Origin of the sequence: Micromonospora sp. NPDC048835, from assembly GCF_040649995.1 — a bacterium.
In the GTDB taxonomy this organism is placed as follows: Bacteria; Actinomycetota; Actinomycetes; order Mycobacteriales; family Micromonosporaceae; genus Micromonospora.
Map to the genome: position 1 here is coordinate 231,253 of NZ_JBEZGM010000009.1, position 20,037 is coordinate 251,289.

Consider the following 20,037-nt stretch of genomic DNA (forward strand, 5'->3'; position numbering starts at 1 on the left):
TGGGTGACCATGTTCGAGACCGTGCTGATCGCCAACCGGGGTGAGATCGCGTTGCGGGTGCTACGCGCCTGCAAGGAGTTGGGTGTGCGTACGGCGGTGGTCTACTCCGCAGCCGACGCCGACTCGGCGGCGGTCCGCCTCGCCGACCAGGCCGTGCGGATCGGGCCCGCGTCGAGCCGGCGCAGCTACCTCAACGCGGCCGCCATCGTGGAGGCGGCACGGCAGGTGGGCGCGCAGGCCGTGCACCCCGGCTACGGCTTCCTCTCCGAGGACGCCGACTTCGCCGAGATCTGCGCCGACAACGGCCTGACGTTCATCGGTCCGCCACCGGCGGTGATGGCCGCGCTTGCGGACAAGTCGTCGGCTCGCGCACTGATGAGCCGGGCCGGCCTGCCCCTGTCGCCGGGCAGTGTCGCGCCGGTGCCGACCGCCGCTGCGGCGGCCGAGGTGGCCGGGGCCGTCGGCTACCCGGTGATCGTGAAGGCCGCGGCCGGCGGTGGGGGCCGCGGGATGACCGTGGTGCACACCCCGGGTGAGCTGCGCCGGGCGTACGCCCGTACCCGGGCCGCCGCGCAGGCCGCCTTCGGCGACGACCGGGTGTACGTCGAGCGCTACCTCACCGACGCGCGGCACGTCGAGGTGCAGGTGCTCTGCGACGCCCACGGCAACGGGGTGCACCTGGGCACCCGGGACTGCTCGGTGCAGCGTCGGCACCAGAAGCTGATCGAGGAGGCGCCCGCTCCGGCGCTTGCCGCCGCCGTCCTCGACGGCATCGCCGAGACCGCCCTGCGGGGCGCGCTCGCGGTCGGCTTCGTCGGTGCCGGCACGCTGGAGTTCCTCGTCGACGCCGAGGAGAACTTCCACTTCCTGGAGATCAACTGCCGGATCCAGGTGGAGCACCCGGTCACCGAGATGGTCACCGGGATCGACCTGGTGCACGAGCAACTGCACATCGCCGCCGGGGTGCCGCTGCGCCTGCGGCAGGAGGAGATCCGCCTGCACGGCGTCGCGGTCGAGTGCCGGGTCAACAGCGAGGACCCCGGACGCGGCTTCGCCCCCACCCCCGGCCGGTTGGAGCGGTTCACCCCACCCGGCGGCCCGTTCACCCGGGTGGACACCCACGCCAGCGCCGGCTATCTGATCGGCCCCTGGTACGACTCGCTGCTGGCCAAGCTGATCGTCTGGGCGCCCGACCGGGAGTTGGCCCTCAACCGGCTGGAACGTGCCCTGGACGAGTTCGACATCGCCGGTCCGGGCGTACACACCACCATCCCGTTCGTCCGGCGGGTGCTCGACGACGCCGCCTTCCGCAAGGGCCGCTACACCACCGGCCTGGTCGACCGCCTGCTCGCCGTGCCCGCCAAGGAACCGGCCGCCACTCCCGCACCGCGCACCGCGCCCGCCGCAGATCCCGACGCAACCCACAGGAGGACCCGATGACCGTCACCCATGGTCGCCCGATGACCGCCGAGATCACCGACATCCTGGTGGCGCACTGCGGGCTGGACGCCGACGCCGCGGCCCGGGCGCCCGCCGCGTCACTCGAGGAGTTGGGCATGGACTCACTCGCCCTGCTGGAACTCTCCGCGGTCGTCGCCGACCGCTGGCAGGTGAGCATCCCCGAGCAGGCCGGGCAGTTGAGCATCCCGGCGGTGGCCGATCTGGTCGCCCGTCGCGTCGACCCACCCGGACACACCGAGAACAGCGTGGTCATCGACGCGCCGCTGGGGCTGGTCTGGGAGGTCACCAACGACGTGGCGAACTGGACCGAGCTGTTCACCGAGTACGCCGTGGTGGAGATCCTGCACCGCGAGGGACACACCGTGCGGTTCCGGCTCACCATGTACCCCGACGAGAACGGGGTGTCCTGGAGCTGGGTCAGTGAGCGCACCGCCGACCCGGTGAGCAGGCAGGTGCGGGCGCACCGGGTGGAGACCGGGCCGTTCGAGTACATGCGCATCCACTGGCGTTACACCGACGAGGCCGGTGGCACCCGGATGACCTGGACGCAGGACTTCGCGATGAAGCCCACCGCGCCTGTCGACAACGCCGCGATGACCGAGCGGATCAACACCAACAGCGTGATCCAACTCGCGGTGATCAAGGACCGGCTGGAACGGATCGCCTGGCAGCGCGCCGACCAGGGCGCCCCGGCCGCCGGTCACACGCCGACGGAGGCCGACGATGAGTGACCTGAGCACCCGGCCGATCGCCGCCCGGGACGTACCCGCCGACCGCCGCCGCGGCGGCGAACTGCGGGTGCTGCTCGGCCCCCGCACCGTCGGCAGCACCTCGGGCTTCCTCGGGGTGGCCACGCTCGAACCGGGGGAGCGGATCGCCGAGCACTACCACCCGTACAGCGAGGAGTTCCTGTACCTGGTGCGGGGCGCGATCACCGTCGACCTGGACGACCAGCCGACGCTGCTGGCCGCCGGCGAGGGGCTGTTCGTGCCGGTCAACGTGCGACACCGACTCCGCAACACCGGCGTCGAACCGGCCGAGGTGGTCTTCCACCTGGGCCCGCTCGCCCCCCGGCCCGAGCTGGGGCACGTCGACACCGAGCTGGTGGAAGCACCATGACCGGGCGCCGCACGGTGGTGACCGGGGTCGGGGTGGTCGCCCCGGGAGGCGCCAGCCGGGACCGCTTCTGGAAGACCATCACCGAGGGACGGACCGCCACCCGGCGGATCAGCTTCTTCGACCCGTCCGCGTTCCGGTCGCAGATCGCGGCGGAGTGCGACTTCGACCCGGTCGCGGCGGGGCTCAGCGAGGCCGAGCGACGCCGGGCCGACCGGTACGTGCAGTTCGCGCTGGCCTGCTCCGCCGAGGCGGTGGCCGACGCCCAACTGGTGCTCACCGACGCCGAACGGGACCGGGCCGGGGTGGTGCTGGGCACGGCGGTCGGCGGCACGATGGCATTGGAGCAGGAGTACGTCACCGTCAGCGAGCACGGCCGGCGTTGGCTCGTGGACGCGGCGCGCGGTGGCCCGTACCTCTATCAGGCGCTGGTGCCCAGCAGCCTCGCCGCGGACGTGGCCTGTCGGCACGGGTTGCACGGCCCGGCGCAGGTCGTCTCCACCGGCTGCACCTCCGGCATCGACGCGATCGGGTACGCCCACCAGATGATCGTGGACGGTGAGGCAGACGTGATGCTCGCCGGCGCGGCCGACTCGCCGATCTCACCGGTCACCGTCGCCTCGTTCGACGCGATCAAGGCGACCAGCCCGGACAACGACGACCCGGCGCACGCCTCCCGCCCGTTCGACGCCGACCGGCACGGGTTCGTGCTCGCCGAGGGCGGTGCCGTGCTGGTGTTGGAGGAGGCCGGGCACGCCCGGCGGCGCGGGGCGCACATCTACTGCGAGGTGGCCGGCTACGCCAGCCGCAGCAACGGCTTCCACATGACCGGGCTCCGCCCGGACGGGCTGGAGATGAGCCTCGCCGTCACCGACGCGCTCAAGCAGGGACGGATCCTGCCCGAGCAGGTCTCCTACATCAGCGCACACGGCTCGGGCACCCGGCAGAACGACAGGCACGAGACGGCCGCGTTCAAGCGGGCGCTGGGCCAGGCCGCGTACCGGGTGCCGATCAGCTCGATCAAGTCGATGGTCGGGCACTCGCTCGGCGCGATCGGGTCGATCGAGATGGCCGCCTGCGCCCTCGCCATCGAGTTCGGCGTGGTGCCCCCGACGGCGAACTGGAGCACCCGGGACCCGGAGTGCGACCTGGACTACGTACCCAACGAGGCGCGGGAGGTACCGGTGGACGTCGCCCTCTCGGTGGGCAGCGGCTTCGGTGGCTTCCAGTCGGCGATGGTGTTCCGTCGGCTGCTCGGCGGGGTGCCGGCGTGAGCGAGCGTAGTGAGCGAGCCATCAGGCACGGCAGCGCCGAGGTCGCTCGCGCGGTGGTGACCGGCATCGGGGTGGTCGCGCCGAGCGGCATCGGCGCGGACGCGCACTGGCGCACCGTCCTCGCCGGCACCCGCCGGACCGGGCCGATCACGCTGTTCGACCCGGCCGGCTATCCGACCCGCTTCGGTGGGGAGGTGCCCGGCTTCACCCCCGACTCCTACGCCGACAGTCGGCAACTGGTGCAGACCGACAGGTGGACACACCTCGGCTTCGCCGCCACCCGACTGGCGTTGGCCGACGCGGGCCTGCCCGAGCGGGCTCCCGACCCGTACGGCTACGCGGTCACCCTGGCCAGTTCGTCCGGGGGCAACCTGTTCGGGCAGCGGGAGCTGCAACGCCTGTGGGGAGGCGCGTCGCGCACGGTCGGGGCGTACCAGTCGATCGCCTGGTTCTACGCGGCAAGCGTCGGGCAGCTCTCCATCCACCACCAGTTCAAGGGCCCGAGCGGGGTGCTGGTCGCGGAGTCGGCCGGCGGGTTGGACAGCCTGGCGCACGCCGCCCGCGCGGTGCGCCGGGGCACCCCGGTCGTGATCGCCGGGGCCACCGAGTGCCCGCTGAGCCCGTACGCGCTCGCCTGCCAACTGCGGTCGGGGCTGCTCAGCGACGTCGCCGACCCGGAGCGGGCGTACCGACCGTTCGACGCCACGGCCAGCGGCTACCTGCCGGCCGAGGGGGGAGCGGTGTTCGTGGTGGAGGAGTTGGGCCACGCCCTGGCCCGGGGCGCCCGGGTCTACGGCGAGGTGAGCGGGTGGGGCTCCACCCACGACGCCGCGCACACCACGGCGGACAGCGCCGGTGACTTCACCCAGTACGCGCGGGCGATGCGCCTGGCCCTGGACCGGGCCGGCGTCGCCGCGGCCGGGATCGACGTGGTGCTGCCCGACGCGCTCGGTGTGCCCCGCTACGACCGCAGCGAGGCCGAGGCGCTGCGTGCCGTGTTCGCCGACCGGCCGCCCCCGGTGACCACGCAGAAACCGCTCACCGGTCGGGCGTACCAGGGCGGCTCGGCGCTGGACGTGGCCACCGCGCTGCTCGCCTTCGCCCACGACACGCTTCCCGCGTCGGCCGGACCGGACGAGGTGGCCGAGGGCTGCGAGCTGGATTTCCTGCGCGAGCACCGCCGACCGCGCAGCCGACTCGCGCTGGTCTGCGCGCGGGGCTTCGACGGGTTCAACAGTGCGCTGGTCCTGCGCGGGGCAGAGCCGATGAGGGGAGAGGCGTCATGAGCGACAAACGGGCCCGGGTGGTCTTCCTGGTACGGGTGCCGGTGCCGCGCACCGAGCAGTTCCTCGCCGCGTACGAGCAGGTGCGGCACCTGGTCGCCGGTGGCGTGCCGGGGCACCTCGTCGACCAGGTGTGCCGGTCGTCGACCGACCCGGAGCAGTGGTTGATCACCAGCGAGTGGACGAGCCTGGCCGACTTCGAGGACTGGGAGCGCAGCGAGGAGCACCGCGAGCTGGTGCGCCCGATGCGGGAGTGCTTCACCGACGCCCGTTCGCTGCGCTTCCACATCCACGCCCAGACCCCAGCCCTGCCCTGACGGCCCGCGCGCGCCACCCCTGCCCCGTCCCGCCCCCGTCGATCATGGAGTTGTGGTGGGCAACAAAACGCCTCTTACCAGAACAACTCAGGCACCATAACTCCATGATCGACGGCCTCGTCTCCGCGATCTTGCACTTACTGTCGTGACATAGGGTGCACTTGACGCATTTCGGCGACCGAAAGTGCAAGATCGGCGGGGCGGGACTCGGCGCTGCCTTGGCTGCGCCGGGCAGGGTCGACATTGGCGCGGGTGCGCGTAGGGTCCTGGAACCATGAGGGTACTGATCTCGGTGGATTTGGAGGGCATCTCGGGGGTTGTGCATCCGACCGAGACGAATCCGGATCGGTACGACTACGAACGTGGTCGGGCGCTGATGACGGCCGAGGCGAACGCGGCGGTCGCCGGGGTGCTCGATGCCAAACCCGAGGCGGTGGTGTGGGTCGCCGACGCACACGGGTCGTTTCGGAACATCCTGCCGGAGGACCTCGACCGGCGTGTCCACCTCGTGCGTGGCAAACCCCGCCCGCTGGGCATGCTCGCCGGGCTGGACGAGCACACGGACGCCGTTCTGTTCGTCGGCTATCACGCTCGGGCCGGTGCCGGGCCCGCCGTGCTCGCGCACACGATCAGCGACGCCATCCTCGACGTGCGGGTGGCCGGACGACCGCTTGGCGAGATCGGCCTCAACGCCGCCATGGCCGGCCACTTCGACGTGCCCGTCGTGCTGCTCAGCGGAGACGACACCGCCTGCGCGGAGTTCGGTGAGCTGGTGCCCTCGGCGGTCACCGTCGCCGTCAAGCAGACCCTGGGTCAGGCCGCCGCGGTGGCCCTGCATCCGCAGGAGGTACGGGAGCTGCTGCGCCACGCTGCCGCCGACGCGGTCGCCCGGCGCGCCTCGATCCCGCCGGTGAAGCTGGCCGGGCCGCTGGACGTCGAGGTCGACCTGTACGGGCCGTACATGGTCGACCTCGCGGTTCTGGTGCCGGGTGTGGTCCGGGTCGGCGGCGGGCGGACGGTCGCCTTCCGCGCCGCCGACGTCGCCGAGGCGTACCGGCTGGTTCAGCTGCTCGTTCAACTCGCCAGCATCAAACCGGGCTAGGGTGTTGGCCCGCCGAGCGCGCCTTGGAGGCGCACTCCTCGACCGCACCCGCTGAGCGCGCCGCCATCGGCCGTCCGGTTGAGGCCGCGCGACGGTTGTGCGAGGCGTCATGTCTCGGTGACGCTCCGCCGAATCGCCCGCCCGATCCTGTCCGACGAACGGGCTGTCGGCAATCCGGCTGGCCGCTGCTTTTGATCCATCCATTCGCATCTAGCAATGGCCCTGCGGGCGTCGTATGGTTCCCCGCAGCACCCCGACAAGCGTACGTGATGGGCGGATTCGCCCTCTTTCATGCTGGGCGGTGAACGGCAGTGACGGCAGAAGATCCTACGGCGACAGACCCCGGCTGGGTGGACGATGTCCTCTTCGCCGGTCACCCGACCGACGTTTGTCTCCGTCTGCCCGAGCCGGTCGACAGGTCCACTCTGCACCGGTTGGTCACCGCGGCGCAGGACCGGTTGACCGCCGCCGGGCTGCGCCCAGGCGGTGCCGCGGCGCTGCGGATGCCGCCGTCGCTGGCGTACGTGGTGAACCTGCTGGCCACCTGGCGCGCCGGGGGGCAGGCGATCCTGCTCGACCACCGGCTCACCGACCACGAGGTGGACCGCGCGCTGACCCGGTTGACCCCGCAGGTGGTGGTCGCTCCGGTGCGCAGCGGTGGCGGCGCGCTGAGGATCTTCGTCGACGTCACCGAGGGCGTCACTCCGTACGCCGACCGTCCGGCGGTCAGCGGCCACGCCGTGATCCAACTCAGCTCCGGCTCCACCGGCCCGTCCAAGGTGATCGGTCGCACCGCCGCCGACCTGGTCGCCGAGGTGCACCGCTACACCCGGATCGACGGGGTGGCACTGCCCGGCGAGCGGATCATCCTGCTGCCCTCGATGGTGCACGTGCTCGGCCTGGTCGGCGGCCTGCTCTACGGGCTGCACGCCGGGGTCGAGCTGGTGCCGCCGGAGCGGCTCAGCGGCGACGCGGTGCTCGCCGCGATCACCGCCGACACCACACCGGCCACCGTGCTGGGTGTGCCCTTCCACATCGGACTGCTCGCCTCCACTAGGCCGGCCGGTCCACTGCCCCAGCTGCGGCGGATGACCACCGGAGGCGAGCTGGTGCCGGCCGCCGTCGCCAGGGCGTTCACCGACCGGTACGGGGTGCCCCTGGGCAACATGTACGGGATGACCGAGGTCGGGGTGATCGGCACCGACCTGCACGGCGCGCACCGACCGTCGATCGCCCCGGCCCCCGGCATCGAGGTCCGCGAGTCCGGCGGTGAGCTGTGGGTGTCCTGCCCGGCGTCGCCGTACGTCGGGTTGAGCGACCCGACCCGCTGGTCCGACGGCTGGCTGCACACCCGCGACGCCGGCACCGTCGATGCGGCCACCGGCCTGGTCACGGTACGCGGTCGACTCGACTCGCAGGTCTCCGTCGGCGGGATGAAGGTCGACCTGACCGAGGTGGAGGCCACCGTCGCCGAGTTGACCGGGGTGGCCGCGGCGGTGGTGGTCTGGGACGACGGCATCACCGCGTACGTCCAACCCGACGGCCCGCTGTCGGAGGAGACACTGGACAAGCTCCTCGCCGAACGGTTGGCCGGCTACAAACGGCCCCGGTCGCTGCACCTGCTCGACCAGTTGCCCCGTACCACGACCGGCAAGCTCGTCCGCTCGACCGACGCGCTGCGCTCGGCGGTCACCCCGTGACCGGGCCGCTGCACCACCTCGACGTCGACAGTCGTGCTCGCCCGCGCGGCGACCGCCAGGACGAGACCCTGGTCCAACCGCGGGTGACCGACCCGCAGGGTCTCGACGCCGGGCACCGGCCGCAGCGGCAGCCCCGGCGGCGGCATCAGCCGGTGCAGCCCGCCACCGCGCAACCCCTGCCCGAGCGCCTTGCCGACCGCCTCCTTCGCGGTCCACAGCCGCAGGAAGTCCACCGTCCGGCAAGCCTCGGGCCGATCGCCCAACCAGGCCAGCTCGGCGGGCGGGAACCAGCGGCGGGCCAGCGCGAGCGCCGGCAGCGGGCGGACGCGTTCCACGTCCACCCCGACCGCACCGCTTCGGCGGGCGGCCACCACCACCAGCCCGGCGGTGCGGCTGACGCTGACCGCCAGCTCGACCGGCCCGGTGGCCGCGTCCACCCGGACGACCGGCCGTCCGGCGCGGTCGTGCGTCAACAGCACCTCGGCCCGCGCGCCGGCGAGCAGCAGAGCGCTCGCCCGCCGCAGCAGCACAGCGGCCGGATCCGGCTGACCGCCGGTGTCCCGGCCGACCCACACGTAGACGGTGTCCCGACCGGACACCGTCAGCTGAGCCACGCAGAGAGGGTATCCATGAGAGCCGAGGTCCGCGCCTTCGTCGTCGAGCAGCTCGCCGACATGAACTACGACGTCGAGGGGCTCGACGACGACACCACGCTCGGCCCCTCCGGCGTCGACCTGGAGTCCCTCGCCCTGGCCGACCTGTCGGTGCGGGTCGAGGACCGCTACGGCGTGACGTTCGCCGACGACGAGTCGGAGCAGCTTGCCCTGATGACCGTCGGCGAGTTCACCGCCATGGTCGCCGATCGCGTCGCCGAGACCACGAGCGACAAACGCTGATGAGCGGTCAGCCCGATCTGGGGCGAGCTGACCTGTTGACCATGCTCGCCGAACTCAGTGCGAAACCAGCGACCGAGGTGTCCGACCGGATCGGCTCGATGGAGCTGGCCTGGCTGGTGCACCTCGTGGAGCAGCGCTACGACCGCCGGCTCGACCTCGCCGACGACGAGCTTGCCGGCATCCGCACCGTCGACGACGCCCTGGCGGTGTTCCGGGCGTCGTTGACCGCTTCCGCAGATGGTTGAGGCGCGTGTCGTCCAGCTCACCGGCATGTCCGCGATCAGCGCCCTGGGCAGGGGCGTCGACGCGCTGCTCGCCGGTGTGCTGGCCGGTGTGCCGGCGTTCCGGTCGGTAGATCGGTTCGACACCGCCGCCCGCCGGGTCACCGCGGCGGCCACCCTGCCCGACGTCGGTACGCTCCCCGACGAGCTGGCGGCCGCGATCGACGCGGCGTGCCGGGGGGCCGGCCTGAACCGCGCGCAGCGCGCCAGTTCCGCGCTGCTCCTCGCCGTACACGGTGGCCCGCCCCCCGGTGCGGGCCCGGCGCCGGCCGTGCTCGCCGGCCAGCTCGCCGCCCGGTGCGGTCTGTCCGGTCTCACCCGGGTCTACACCAGCGCCTGCGTGTCGGCCAGCACGGCGGTGGCCGACGCCACCGCCCGGATCACCCGGGGTGACGTCGAGCGGGTGGTGGTCGCGGCCGGCTATCTGGTGGAGCCGGACCAGTTCGCGCTCTTCGACGCCGGTCGCGCCCTCGCGGTCGACGGGGCGGTCCGTCCGTTCAGCACCGGCCGCCGGGGTCTGCTGCTGGGTGACGGCGTGGCCGCGGTGGTCCTCGAGTCCAGTGCCGGGCGTCGGGGCGGGGCCGAGCCGATTGCCGCCGTGGTCGGTTGGGGACGGGCCGGTGACGCGTTCCACCCCTGCCAACCGGAGCCCGGCGGCAGCGGGTTGGCCCGCGCGGTCGACGGCGCGTTGCGCCGGGCCGGGCTGCCACCGCAGGCCGTCGGTTACGTCAACGCCAACGCCACCGGCACCGCGCAGAGCGACGCCGCCGAGGCGGCCGCACTGCGCCGCGCCCTCGGCGAGTACGCCGCCGAGGTTCCGGTCAGCTCCACGAAGTCGGTGCACGGGCACGCGCTGGAGGCGTCCGGGCTGCTCGAACTGATGGTCACCGCGCTCGCGCTGCGCCACGGTGAGCTGCCGGTCAACGCCGGCTGGCAGGGCCCCGACGAGGCGTGCCCACTGAACGTGGTGACCGACCGTCCACAGCGGTCGCACGCCACCCACGCCCTGACCCTGAACGCCGCCTTCGGCGGCGCCAACACCGCCCTCCTGGTCGGCGTCGGATGACCGCCGCCCACTCCCCGCGATCTTGCACTTTCTGTCCCGACGAATCCGACCAAGCGCCCGAAACGACGACCGAAACTGCAAGATCGCCGGGGGAGAGGGCGGGGGTGGGGGCGGGGCCGGGGGAGAGGGCGGGGGTGGGGGTGGGGGAGCGGGCGAGGGGCTCTTGGCCGGAGGTTGGGGACGACGACGGGGTGGCGGGGGTGCCGGGGTTCGTGCACTCGGACTTCGCGCCGGTGGTGGTCGCCGTCGCTCAGCGGTGTCTCGAGCGGGGGTACGGGGCTGCCGGGGTGCCGGCCGGGGTGCGGACGGGGATCGTGCTGGTCAGTGCCAGCGGCGATCTCGCCAGCGCCCAGCACGTACGGGCGAGCGTCGAGGCCGGCGGGCGGGTCGGCCCGCTGTTCTTCTTCCAGTCCGTGCCCAACAGCGTCGCCGGGCACATCGCGGCCCGTTGGCACCTGCGCGGCCCGGTGGTCTGCCTCAGCCCGACCGGCGACCCGTACGCCGACGGCGTCGCCGAGGCCGACCTGCTGCGCGACGACGGCGACGCCGACGAGGTGTTGCTGATCCTGATCGAACAGGCACCCGACGGGCCGACCGAGGCGGTCGCGGTGCTGCTGGGGGGAGGAGTACGACCATGAGGACACCGGGACTGCGCGGCACCCTGGCCGCCGACACCGAGCTGGGCGCGGGCAACGTCCTGGCCCGGGTTCTGGCGCACGGCGCCGACCCGGACGGGCCCGGCCTGACCTTCGACACCGCAGTCGACGGGCACCCCGCCGAGACGCCACTGACGCTGGGGCGGCTCGACGAGCGGGTCGCCGCCCGCGCCGCCTGGCTGCACGAGCGGGGGGTACGCCCCCGCGACCCGGTCGCCGTCTGGGCCACCGCCGCCGCCGACATGGTGCTCAGCTTCCTGGCGCTGACCCGCCTCGGGGCGATCCCGGCGCTGATGAACGGCAAACTCCGTCCGGACATCGCCGCCGAGTACATTCGCCGCCTGCGGGGCGTCGGTGTGCTGGCCGACGACGCGCACACGGCGCTGCTGGCCGGGCACGAACTGGGCGTACCGCTGCTCGGCACCCCCGCCGAGGCCGGCGCCGGCGACCCCGCCTCGGCCCCGGCGCACTACCGGCACCACCCGGACGACCCGATCGTGATCACCCACACCTCGGGCACGACAGGTGTGCCCAAGGCGGTGCTGCACTCACACGCCAGTCTCTTCGCCGCCACCCGGCACCTGCTCGGCATGCCGCAGGCGCAGGGCACCACCCGGATCCTCAACGCGCTGCCCGCACCGCACGCCGCCACGGTGCTCATGGTCAACCAGGCGCTGGGCAACCGCGCGCAGATGTTCCTGCTCTCCGAGCAGGGCGGCGAGCAGGTGCTCGACGCGATCCAACGGTGGCGGCCCGACGGGGTGTTCGGCTTCTCGGTGACCTGGGCGGAGCTGGCCCGCTTCGACCTGTCCGGGTACGACCTGGACTCGGTGCGGTTGTGGTTCAACACCGGCGACGCCTCGCACGAGCCGCACATCCGCCGGCTGGTCGCGGTCGGTTGGCGCGACACCATCACCCGCGACGGGGTGGCGACGGTCCCCGGCTCGGTCTTCATCGACGGGTTGGGCTCCAGCGAGATGGGGCACTCGATGTTCCACATCACCCACCGCGCCGACACCGACAGGTACGGCCGCTGCATCGGCCGCCCCTACCGGTTCGCGAAGGTGGCGGTGCTCGACGCCGACGGTGAGCCGGTGCCGGTCGGCGAGGTCGGTTTCCTGGGCATCGACTCACCGTCGCTGTTCCGGGGCTACTGGAACGACTCGGTCACCACCTACCGTTTCCGTCAGCGCGGCTGGTACCTCACCGGTGACCTGGTGCGCGTCGACGCCGACGGCCGCTACTACCACCTGGACCGGGCGGTGGACTCGGTCGACGCCGGTGCCGGGCGGCGCTTCTACACCGCGCTGTCCGAGGAGCGGATCCTCGCCGCCTGCCCGGACGTCACCGACTGCACCGTGGTGATCGTCGCGGAGGGCGGCGAGGTGGTGACCGACGTCCTGCTGGAGTTGGCCGCCGGCGCCGACGAGGCCGAGGACCGCACCGAGCGGGTCCGCGCCGCCCTCGGCGCGGACGTCGGGGCCACCCTGCGCCGGGTCGTGCCGGTGCGCTCGGCCGACATCCCGGTGACCGTGACCGGCAAGGTCCGCAAGGTGGTCCTGCGCGAGCGCTACCTCACCGAGGCCGGCTCGTGACCGCCCTGATCACCGGAATGGGGCTGTTCACCCCGGCCGGGCGGGGCGTCGAGGAAACTTTCGACGCGTTGACCACCGGCCGGTCCGGGCTGGGCCGCCCGCCCGAGGGGCACCCGGCCGCGCAGTCGCTCGACGTCGCCGGCGTGCTGCCCGAGATCGACCCACGGACCGTCGCGTCCGGCCCGGAGACCCGGGTGCTGGACCGGATCGTCGTACTCGCCCTGCTCGCCGCCGCCGACGCCCTCACCGACGCCGGCATCGAGGTGGGCCGCGACGTCGACCCGGACCGGATCGGTGTGATCGTCGGTGGGGTCGGCGGGATGGCCACCCTGGAGTCGCAGGTGCTGGCCCGGGCGGCGCGAGGGCGGGCGGCGGTCAGCCCGTACCTGCTCACCGGGATCCTGCCGAACATGCCGGCGGCGCGGATCGCCATCGCGCACGGCATCCGGGGCTACAGCTCGTCGGTCGGCACCGCCTGCGCCTCCGGTGCGCAGGCGGTCGCCGACGGGGTCCGGCTCATCGCGACAGGTGAGGTCGACGTGGTGGTCTGCGGGGCCAGCGAGGCGCCGCTCTTTCCGACCTTCGCCGACACCTTCGGCAACGCGCGGGCGTTGGCGCGCGCCGGCACCGACCCGGGTCGGGCCAGCCGGCCCTTCGACACGTCCCGCAGTGGGTTCGTCCTGTCCGAGGGCGCCGCGCTGCTGGTGCTCGAACGCGCCGAGCACGCCGCGGCGCGCGGCGTCGTCGGGTACGCCGAGGTGGCCGGCCACGGCGCGACTACCGACGCGTACCACCCGACCGCACCCCGCCCGGACGGCCTCGGCGCGGCGGCGTGCGTCCGCCGGGCGCTGCGCAGCGCCGGTGTGCCGGCGGCGGCGGTCGGCTACGTCAACGCGCACGGCACCGGCACGAAGCTCGGTGACATCGCGGAGACCACCGCCCTCGCCGACGTCTTCGGCGTCGGCGGCGTGCCGGTCAGCTCCACCAAGGCGCTCACCGGCCACCTGCTCGGCGCCTCCGGGGTGCTGGAGGCGGCGGCCACCGCGTTGGCGCTCGGTCGGGGGCTGCTGCCGCCGACGTACCACCTCGACGATCCCGACCCGGCCTGCCCGGCGGACCACATCCGTGGCACCCCCCGCAAGGCCGACGTCGAGTACGCGGTCACCAACTCGTTCGGGTTCGGCGGTCAGAACGTGAGCCTGGTGCTGGCGCGCGTCGCCGAGCCGAGGGGGTGATCGACGGGGCAACCCGGGCGGGGCGCGTCCGGGCCGGCAACACGGGGGGAACCGTGGGAAGGGTTATCAGGGGACATGGACATCCGTGGCATTGACCACATCGAACTCTACGTGGGGGACGCCCGACAGGCGGCCTTCTACTTCAGCACCGCAGTCGGCTTCGAGATCTGTGGCCAGGGCGGTCCGGAGACCGGGCTGGCCGGGCAGCGCTCGCTGCTGCTCTGCCACGGCGACATCCGGCTGCTGCTCACCTCCGGGTTGAGCGCCGACCATCCGGCCGCCCGGTACGTGCAGCGCCACGGCGACGGCATCGCGGTCGTCGCGGTGGAGGTCGACGACGTGCCGGCCGCGTACGCCGAGCTGGTGGGTCGGGGCGCGACCGGGGTGACGCCGCCGACCACCCGCACCGGCGCGGACGCCGAGGTGGTGGTCGCCGAGGTGGACGGCTTCGCCGACGTGCGGCACCGGCTGGTGCAGCGCCGGGGTGAGCGGGGCGACTTCCTGCCCGGGGCCATCACCCCGGCGACGTCGACGTCGCCGGGCCACCCGCCGGTGCTCGCCGAGATCGACCACCTGGCGGTCTGCGTGCCGCCCGGCCAGCTCGACGAGACGGTCCGGCACTTCGAGGCGCTGTTCGGCTTCGCGCAGATCTTCGAGGAGCACATCGAGGTCGACGGGCAGGCGATGAACTCCAAGGTGGTGCAGAGCCCGACCGGGCGGGTCACCGTGGTGCTGCTCGAACCGGACCGCTCGCGGCGGCCGGGGCAGATCGACGCGTTCCTCGACCAGCACGCCGGTGGGGGAGTGCAGCACCTGGGGCTGCGCACCGACGACATCGTCGGCGCGGTGGAGGCGTTGGGCCGGCGCGGGGTGCGCTTCGCCGGCACGCCGGCCAGCTACTACGACGCCCTGGAGGCGCGGGTCGGTCAGGTGGACGCCCCGCTGGACCGGCTGCGCGAGCTGGGGGTGCTCGTCGACTCCGACCACGACGGCCAGCTGTTGCAGATCTTCGCCGAGTCGATGCACGTGCGTCGCACGCTCTTCCTGGAGCTGATCGAGCGGCGCGGCGCGCGGGGCTTCGGCAGCGGCAACATCAAGGCGCTCTACGAGGCCAAGGAACGGGAACTGGCCGCCGCGGCGGCCACCCCACAGGGGGTGGGGGCGTGACCGCAACGGAGTACGAGCCGACGTTGACCGCCGAGGAGCGGGCGCTGCTGCCGTCCGACGAGGACGTGCGGCACTACGCCGAGCACGGCTGGTACCTGTCGAAGAAGGTGTTCACCGACGACGAGGTGGACGCCCTCGCCGCCGCCACGCAGCGCTACTACGACGGGGAGCGCGACCGTCGGCTGCCGGTACGCCCACCGAAGCTCGCCTACTGGGACCCGTCCAAGGGCCCGGTGCAGCGGCACAACGACTACGTCCACCACGAGCACGACGGGCTCGGCGCGATCCTGCGCAAGCCGCTGATCGGCGCGGTCGCCGCCCGGCTGGCCGAGGCCGACGAGATCCGGGTCTTCCAGTCCACGCTGATCTACAAGCCGCCGATCGACGGGGAGCCCAGCAACATCGTGCCCTGGCACTTCGACAAGCACTACTGGGCGTCCTCGTCGTCGGAGAAGATGCTCACCGCGTTCATCCCCTTCCACGACTGCGGCGAGGAGATGGGCACCATCACCATGGTCGACGGCTCGCACCGCTGGAAGGAGATCGGCGCGGACGACACCGTGGTGCGGCACTTCGCCGACCGGGACCGCAGCCAGTTGGAGGAGATGCTGGCCGAGAACGCCGCGTACAACGGCGCGGAGATCCGCAAGATCCCGATGGTGATCCCCAAGGGACACGTGAGCTTCCACCACTGCCGCACCTACCACGGCAGTGGGCCCAACGTCAGCGGTCGGCCCCGACAGGCGATCTCGCTGCACCTGCAGGACGGCGACAACGCCTGGCGGGAGTATCCGCTCTCCGACGGCACGCTCGCCGCGTACAACCACGACGTGCTGGTCCGCCGCACCCACGACGGGCGGCCGGACTACGCGGACCCCGACTACTGCCCGGTCATCTGGCGCCACCGCGCCCAGCAGGGAGGCTGACATGTCACGGTACGACTGGGGCCAGACACACCCCGGCATCGAGCGGTTGGAACAGGCGGTGACCGACCGGCGCGACGTGGTGGTCAAGCACCCGCTCTACGCCAACCTGGACACCCACGAGGCGCTCGTCACCTTCATGGAGCACCACGTCTTCGCGGTCTGGGACCTCATGTCCCTGCTGAAGTCGCTGCAACGGCAACTGACCTGCGTCAGCGTGCCGTGGATTCCGACCGGCAGCCGCCGCCTCATCAACGACATCGTCATGGTCGAGGAGAGCGACGAGCTGGACGGCGGCTACATCAGCCACTTCGAGCTGTACGTGCGGGGCATGGCCGAGGCCGGCGCGGACACCACCGCGGTGAACGCGCTCGTCGACCTGCTGCGCGCCGGCCGGCCGGTCACCGAGGCGCTCACCGAGGCGGGCGCGCCGGCCGCCTCGGCGAGGTTCGCCGCGACGACCTGGCAGATCATCGAGTCCACCCCGGTGCACTGCCAGGCGGCGGCCTTCGCGTTCGGTCGGGAGGACCTGATCCCGGACATGTTCACCCAGGTCGTCTCGGTGAACGAGCGCAGCAACCGGTTGCACACGTTCGTCGACTACCTGGAGCGGCACATCGAGGTCGACGGCGAACAGCACACCCCGATGGCCATGCAGATGCTCGCCGACCTGTGCGGCGACGACGACACCAAGTGGCGGGAGTGCGCCGACACGGTGAACACCGCCCTGGCCGCCCGGGCCCGGCTCTGGGACGACATCCTGGCCGCCATCAAGGGCCCGGCGTGACCGACGCCGACCCGGTCCGGCTCTACCGCACGGTCCGGCTGATCCGCCGGTTCGAGGAACGGGCGGTGGAGCTGGTCCACGGCGGGCAGATCGCCGGCGGCATCCACCCGTACCTCGGTCAGGAAGGGGTGGCCGCCGGCGTCTGCGCGGCCCTGGGCGCCGACGACGTGCTTGCCGGAACCCACCGCGGGCACGGGCACGTCCTGGCCCGGGGGGCCGACCCGGCCCGGATGCTCGCCGAGCTGTGCGGCCGGGTCACCGGCCTCAACGCCGGCCGGGGCGGTTCGATGCACGCCGCCGACCTGAGCATCGGGGTGCTCGGCGCCAACGCGATCGTCGGCGCCTCGGGTGCGATCATCACCGGCGCGGTCTGGGCCCACCGCCGACGGGGCCGCGACACCGTCGGGGTGAGCTTCTTCGGCGACGGCGCGGTCAACGAGGGGATGCTGCTGGAGGCGTTCAACCTGGCCGCGCTCTGGCGGGTGCCGGTGCTGTTCGTCTGCGAGAACAACGGCTACGCCACCACCATGCCGGTCGCCGGCGCGGTGGCCGGCAGCATCGCCGGCCGGGCCACCGCCTTCGGCATCCCGGCCGCCGAGGTCGACGGTCAGGACCCCGAGACGGTACGCGTCGCCGCGTCCGCCGCCGTCGCGCGCATGCGCGCCGGCGGCGGCCCCGAGCTGATCGAGGCCCGGACCCACCGCTTCGACGCCCACCACACCTTCGAACACGCGGTACGCCTCGACTACCGCCCACCCGACGAGGTGACCCGTGCCCGGTCCCGGGACCCGGTGCGCATACAGGGTGAGCGGTTGACCGACGCCGACCGGGCAGCAGTGGACGCCGAGGTCGAGGCGACAGTCGACGCGGCGGTCCGGTTCGCCCTGGACAGCCCCGAACCCGACCCGGCCGACGCGTTGACCTACCTGTACGCCAGTGGCCTGACCGCTCGCACCGGAGGTGGGTGAGGTGCCCCGACTGTCGTACCGGCGGGCGTTGACCCGGGCCCTCGCCGACGAGTTGGCCCGCGACGAGGCGGTGTTCCTGCTCGGCGAGGACATCCAGGTGGGGGCGTCGCTGGTGACCACCGGGCTGGCCAAGCGGTTCGGCACCGAACGGGTCCGTGACACCCCCCTGTCCGAGCAGGCGTTCACCAGCTTCGCCACCGGGGCGGCGCTGGCCGGGCTGCGGCCGGTGATCGAGTTCCAGATCCCGTCGCTGCTGTTCCTGGTCTTCGAGCAGATCGTCAACCACGCGCACAAGTTCCCGTTGATGACCGGCGGCCAGTGCAGTGTCCCCGTCACCTACCTGGTGCCCGGCTCCGGCTCGCGTACCGGGTGGGCCGGGCAGCACTCCGACCACCCGTACAGCCTCTTCGCCCACGTCGGCGTGGTCACCGTCGTGCCGGCCACCCCGGCCGACGCGTACGGGCTGCTGGTCACCGCGATCCGTCACGACGACCCGGTGGTGGTGTTCGCCCCCGCCGCCGCGATGGACGTCCGCGACGACGTCGACGACCTGTCGCCGGTGCCGCTGGGCCGGGGGCGGATCCACCGCTTCGGCGACGACGTGACGGTGGTCGCGATCGGGCACCTGGTGCACGACGCGCTCGCGGTCGCCGAGGAGCTGGCCGACCAGGTCTCGGTGGAGGTGTTCGACCCGCGCACCCTGTACCCGTTCGACATCGACGGCCTCACCGAGTCGGTGACCCGCACCGGGCGACTCGTGGTGCTCGACGACGGCAACCGCTCCTGCGGGATGGCCGCCGAGATCATCGCCTCGGTGGTGGAGCGGGTCCGGTTGCTCGCCCCACCGCGCCGGGTGACCCGGCCGGACGGCGCGGTGCTGCCGTTCGCGCCGGCCCTGGACCGGGCCGTCCAGCCCGGCCGGCACCAGCTCGCCACCGCCATCCACCTGACCATGAAGGACTCATCATGATCGACCCGAACTACCCGTGGCCGCCGGCGGACCGGGCCTGGACCGACCTGCCGGAGTCGGCCCGTCGGGCCATGGTGGCCAGTGGAGCGGCGGCCTGGGAGCAGGTCTTCCACGGTCGGGCCACGTACAACAAGCAGTGGCGGTTGGCCCGCCCTCCGGTGCTCACCGCCGACGCCTGGCGGGAGCTCAACGACGTCTGCGACCGGCTCGCCCAGCTCATCCTCGACGCCTGCCGTCGTCGGGCCGGCACCGCCGGCGAGCTGCGCCGGCTGCTCGGGGTGCCGGTGGGGGAGACTCGCCTGCTGGACGAGTCCGAGCCGCTGACCGAGGCGCTGCTGGCCGCGTACCGCCCGGATGTGATCTTCTCCGGCGGGGTGCCGAAGTTCGTCGAGTACAACATCGACAGCAGCCTCGGCGGCGGGTTCGACGCCGACACCGTCGTCCAGCGGTACGCGGCCCTCTACCAGGAGCAGGGCATCCTCGACGACCTGCCGGTGCGGGCCGCGCCGTCGCTGCTGGACCAGCGGTTCGTGGCGATCCGCGAGGAGCTGCGGCTGCCCGAGGGCGCGCGGGTGGCGTTGCTGATGGACTTCGACGGCGACTACCCCGGCCTCGACGACCCACAGACCTTCATCCGGATCCTCGACCCTCTCGCCGTACGGGCCCGTGACTTCGGCATCGACCTGGTCATCGCGCCGGTGGCCACCGCCACCCTGGACGTCGACAACCGCCTGGTCGTGGACGGCGCGCCTGTCGACGCGCTGTTCCGGTTGTTCGTGCCCAACCGGGTCACCCCGACCGCCGGCCTGGACGCGGTGGCCATGGCCCTCGCCGCCGGCACCCTGCCGATGTTCGTGTCGGCGGCGGCCTGGCTGCTCGGCAACAAGACCACCTTCGGCTGGCTGTGGGAGGACGTGGACGGGCTGCCCGCCGACGACCAGGCGCTGATCCGCCGGCACGTGCCGTACACGGTGTCGTTGACCGCCGCGGTGCTGGACCGGGCAATCGCCGAGCAGGCCACGCTCGTGGCGAAGCCGGCCGACGGTTCGGCCGGGCACGGTGTGCTGCTCGGCCCGGAGCTGAGCGCGGCGGACTGGGCCGACGGTGTGCGCGCCGCCGTGGACCGGGGCGGCGCCATCCTGCATCCAGCCGGCTCTTCCCGGCCATCCTGGAGCAGTACCAGCAGGCCGACGGCAGTGTCCTGGTCCCGAAGGTCCTCCAGGAGCGCCTAGGAACAGAC

Annotated in this window: 20 protein-coding genes and 1 pseudogene; 20 read left to right on the plus strand and 1 reads right to left on the minus strand. The window is 72.9% G+C overall.

Translation table 11 applies throughout. The features are described from left to right. Positions 1-9 precede the first annotated feature (9 nt). The 8 genes from AB0C15_RS13995 (at position 10) to AB0C15_RS14030 (ending at position 8,253) form a co-directional block, all read left to right on the plus strand. The gene (locus tag AB0C15_RS13995) at positions 10-1,440 is read left to right on the plus strand and encodes an acetyl-CoA carboxylase biotin carboxylase subunit (RefSeq protein ID WP_357351743.1); all 1,431 of its coding nucleotides are present in this window, start codon (positions 10-12) and stop codon (positions 1,438-1,440) included. Next, positions 1,437-2,192, plus strand: a complete 756-nt coding sequence (locus AB0C15_RS14000) for an SRPBCC family protein (RefSeq protein WP_357351679.1) — start codon at positions 1,437-1,439, stop codon at positions 2,190-2,192. Before AB0C15_RS13995 ends, AB0C15_RS14000 begins: the two co-directional genes overlap by 4 nt. Next, complete coding sequence (locus AB0C15_RS14005; protein WP_355007988.1) at positions 2,185-2,580, plus strand: cupin domain-containing protein; 396 nt, start codon at positions 2,185-2,187, stop codon at positions 2,578-2,580. Before AB0C15_RS14000 ends, AB0C15_RS14005 begins: the two co-directional genes overlap by 8 nt. Further along, entirely contained in the window at positions 2,577-3,851 is a 1,275-nt protein-coding gene (locus tag AB0C15_RS14010; protein ID WP_357351681.1) for a beta-ketoacyl-[acyl-carrier-protein] synthase family protein, read from the plus strand. Before AB0C15_RS14005 ends, AB0C15_RS14010 begins: the two co-directional genes overlap by 4 nt. A gap of 20 nt (positions 3,852-3,871) precedes the next feature. Continuing rightward, positions 3,872-5,137, plus strand: a complete 1,266-nt coding sequence (locus tag AB0C15_RS14015) for a beta-ketoacyl synthase N-terminal-like domain-containing protein (RefSeq protein WP_357351745.1) — start codon at positions 3,872-3,874, stop codon at positions 5,135-5,137. Next, complete coding sequence (locus AB0C15_RS14020; protein ID WP_357351683.1) at positions 5,134-5,451, plus strand: antibiotic biosynthesis monooxygenase family protein; 318 nt, start codon at positions 5,134-5,136, stop codon at positions 5,449-5,451. The genes AB0C15_RS14015 and AB0C15_RS14020 overlap by 4 nt, the downstream gene beginning before the upstream one ends. Before the next feature lie 274 nt (positions 5,452-5,725). Continuing rightward, positions 5,726-6,553 (plus strand): M55 family metallopeptidase, encoded by an 828-nt coding sequence (locus AB0C15_RS14025; protein WP_357351685.1) that lies wholly within the window; start codon positions 5,726-5,728, stop codon positions 6,551-6,553. 350 nt (positions 6,554-6,903) lie between these two features. Then, a complete protein-coding gene (locus AB0C15_RS14030) occupies positions 6,904-8,253 on the plus strand; it encodes a class I adenylate-forming enzyme family protein (RefSeq protein ID WP_357351687.1) in 1,350 nt (449 codons plus the stop codon). Here the strand turns inward: AB0C15_RS14030 and AB0C15_RS14035 are convergent. Next, on the minus strand, positions 8,148-8,852 hold the full coding sequence (locus AB0C15_RS14035; RefSeq protein WP_357351747.1) for a 4'-phosphopantetheinyl transferase superfamily protein: 705 nt from the start codon (positions 8,850-8,852) through the stop codon (positions 8,148-8,150). The genes AB0C15_RS14030 and AB0C15_RS14035 overlap by 106 nt on opposite strands. A 30-nt stretch (positions 8,853-8,882) precedes the next feature. Between AB0C15_RS14035 and AB0C15_RS14040 the strand changes: the two genes are divergently transcribed. The 12 genes and pseudogenes from AB0C15_RS14040 to AB0C15_RS14095 all read left to right on the plus strand — a co-directional run. Then, on the plus strand, positions 8,883-9,149 hold the full coding sequence (locus tag AB0C15_RS14040; protein ID WP_357351689.1) for an acyl carrier protein: 267 nt from the start codon (positions 8,883-8,885) through the stop codon (positions 9,147-9,149). Continuing rightward, a complete protein-coding gene (locus AB0C15_RS14045; RefSeq protein WP_357351691.1) occupies positions 9,149-9,394 on the plus strand; it encodes an acyl carrier protein in 246 nt (81 codons plus the stop codon). Before AB0C15_RS14040 ends, AB0C15_RS14045 begins: the two co-directional genes overlap by 1 nt. Beyond that, positions 9,387-10,496, plus strand: a complete 1,110-nt coding sequence (locus AB0C15_RS14050; protein ID WP_357351693.1) for a beta-ketoacyl synthase N-terminal-like domain-containing protein — start codon at positions 9,387-9,389, stop codon at positions 10,494-10,496. Before AB0C15_RS14045 ends, AB0C15_RS14050 begins: the two co-directional genes overlap by 8 nt. A gap of 140 nt (positions 10,497-10,636) precedes the next feature. After that, entirely contained in the window at positions 10,637-11,134 is a 498-nt protein-coding gene (locus AB0C15_RS14055) for a beta-ketoacyl synthase chain length factor (protein ID WP_357351695.1), read from the plus strand. Then, the gene (locus AB0C15_RS14060; protein ID WP_357351697.1) at positions 11,131-12,747 is read left to right on the plus strand and encodes a class I adenylate-forming enzyme family protein; all 1,617 of its coding nucleotides are present in this window, start codon (positions 11,131-11,133) and stop codon (positions 12,745-12,747) included. Before AB0C15_RS14055 ends, AB0C15_RS14060 begins: the two co-directional genes overlap by 4 nt. Next, complete coding sequence (locus AB0C15_RS14065; RefSeq protein ID WP_357351699.1) at positions 12,744-13,982, plus strand: beta-ketoacyl-[acyl-carrier-protein] synthase family protein; 1,239 nt, start codon at positions 12,744-12,746, stop codon at positions 13,980-13,982. The genes AB0C15_RS14060 and AB0C15_RS14065 overlap by 4 nt, the downstream gene beginning before the upstream one ends. Before the next feature lie 75 nt (positions 13,983-14,057). Further along, positions 14,058-15,149, plus strand: coding sequence for a 4-hydroxyphenylpyruvate dioxygenase (hppD, locus tag AB0C15_RS14070; protein WP_357351701.1), 1,092 nt, complete (start codon positions 14,058-14,060; stop codon positions 15,147-15,149). Next, complete coding sequence (locus tag AB0C15_RS14075; RefSeq protein ID WP_357351703.1) at positions 15,146-16,075, plus strand: phytanoyl-CoA dioxygenase family protein; 930 nt, start codon at positions 15,146-15,148, stop codon at positions 16,073-16,075. The genes hppD and AB0C15_RS14075 overlap by 4 nt, the downstream gene beginning before the upstream one ends. 1 nt (position 16,076) lies before the next feature. Then, on the plus strand, positions 16,077-16,859 hold the full coding sequence (locus AB0C15_RS14080) for a DUF3050 domain-containing protein (RefSeq protein WP_357351705.1): 783 nt from the start codon (positions 16,077-16,079) through the stop codon (positions 16,857-16,859). Then, positions 16,856-17,827 (plus strand): thiamine pyrophosphate-dependent dehydrogenase E1 component subunit alpha, encoded by a 972-nt coding sequence (locus tag AB0C15_RS14085; RefSeq protein ID WP_357351707.1) that lies wholly within the window; start codon positions 16,856-16,858, stop codon positions 17,825-17,827. The genes AB0C15_RS14080 and AB0C15_RS14085 overlap by 4 nt, the downstream gene beginning before the upstream one ends. Position 17,828: 1 nt before the next feature. Next, complete coding sequence (locus AB0C15_RS14090) at positions 17,829-18,797, plus strand: transketolase C-terminal domain-containing protein (RefSeq protein WP_357351709.1); 969 nt, start codon at positions 17,829-17,831, stop codon at positions 18,795-18,797. Beyond that, positions 18,794-19,876 (plus strand): annotated as a pseudogene (locus AB0C15_RS14095) (hypothetical protein); the annotation flags it as partial. The gene AB0C15_RS14090 and the pseudogene AB0C15_RS14095, both read left to right, overlap by 4 nt. Positions 19,877-20,037 lie beyond the last annotated feature (161 nt).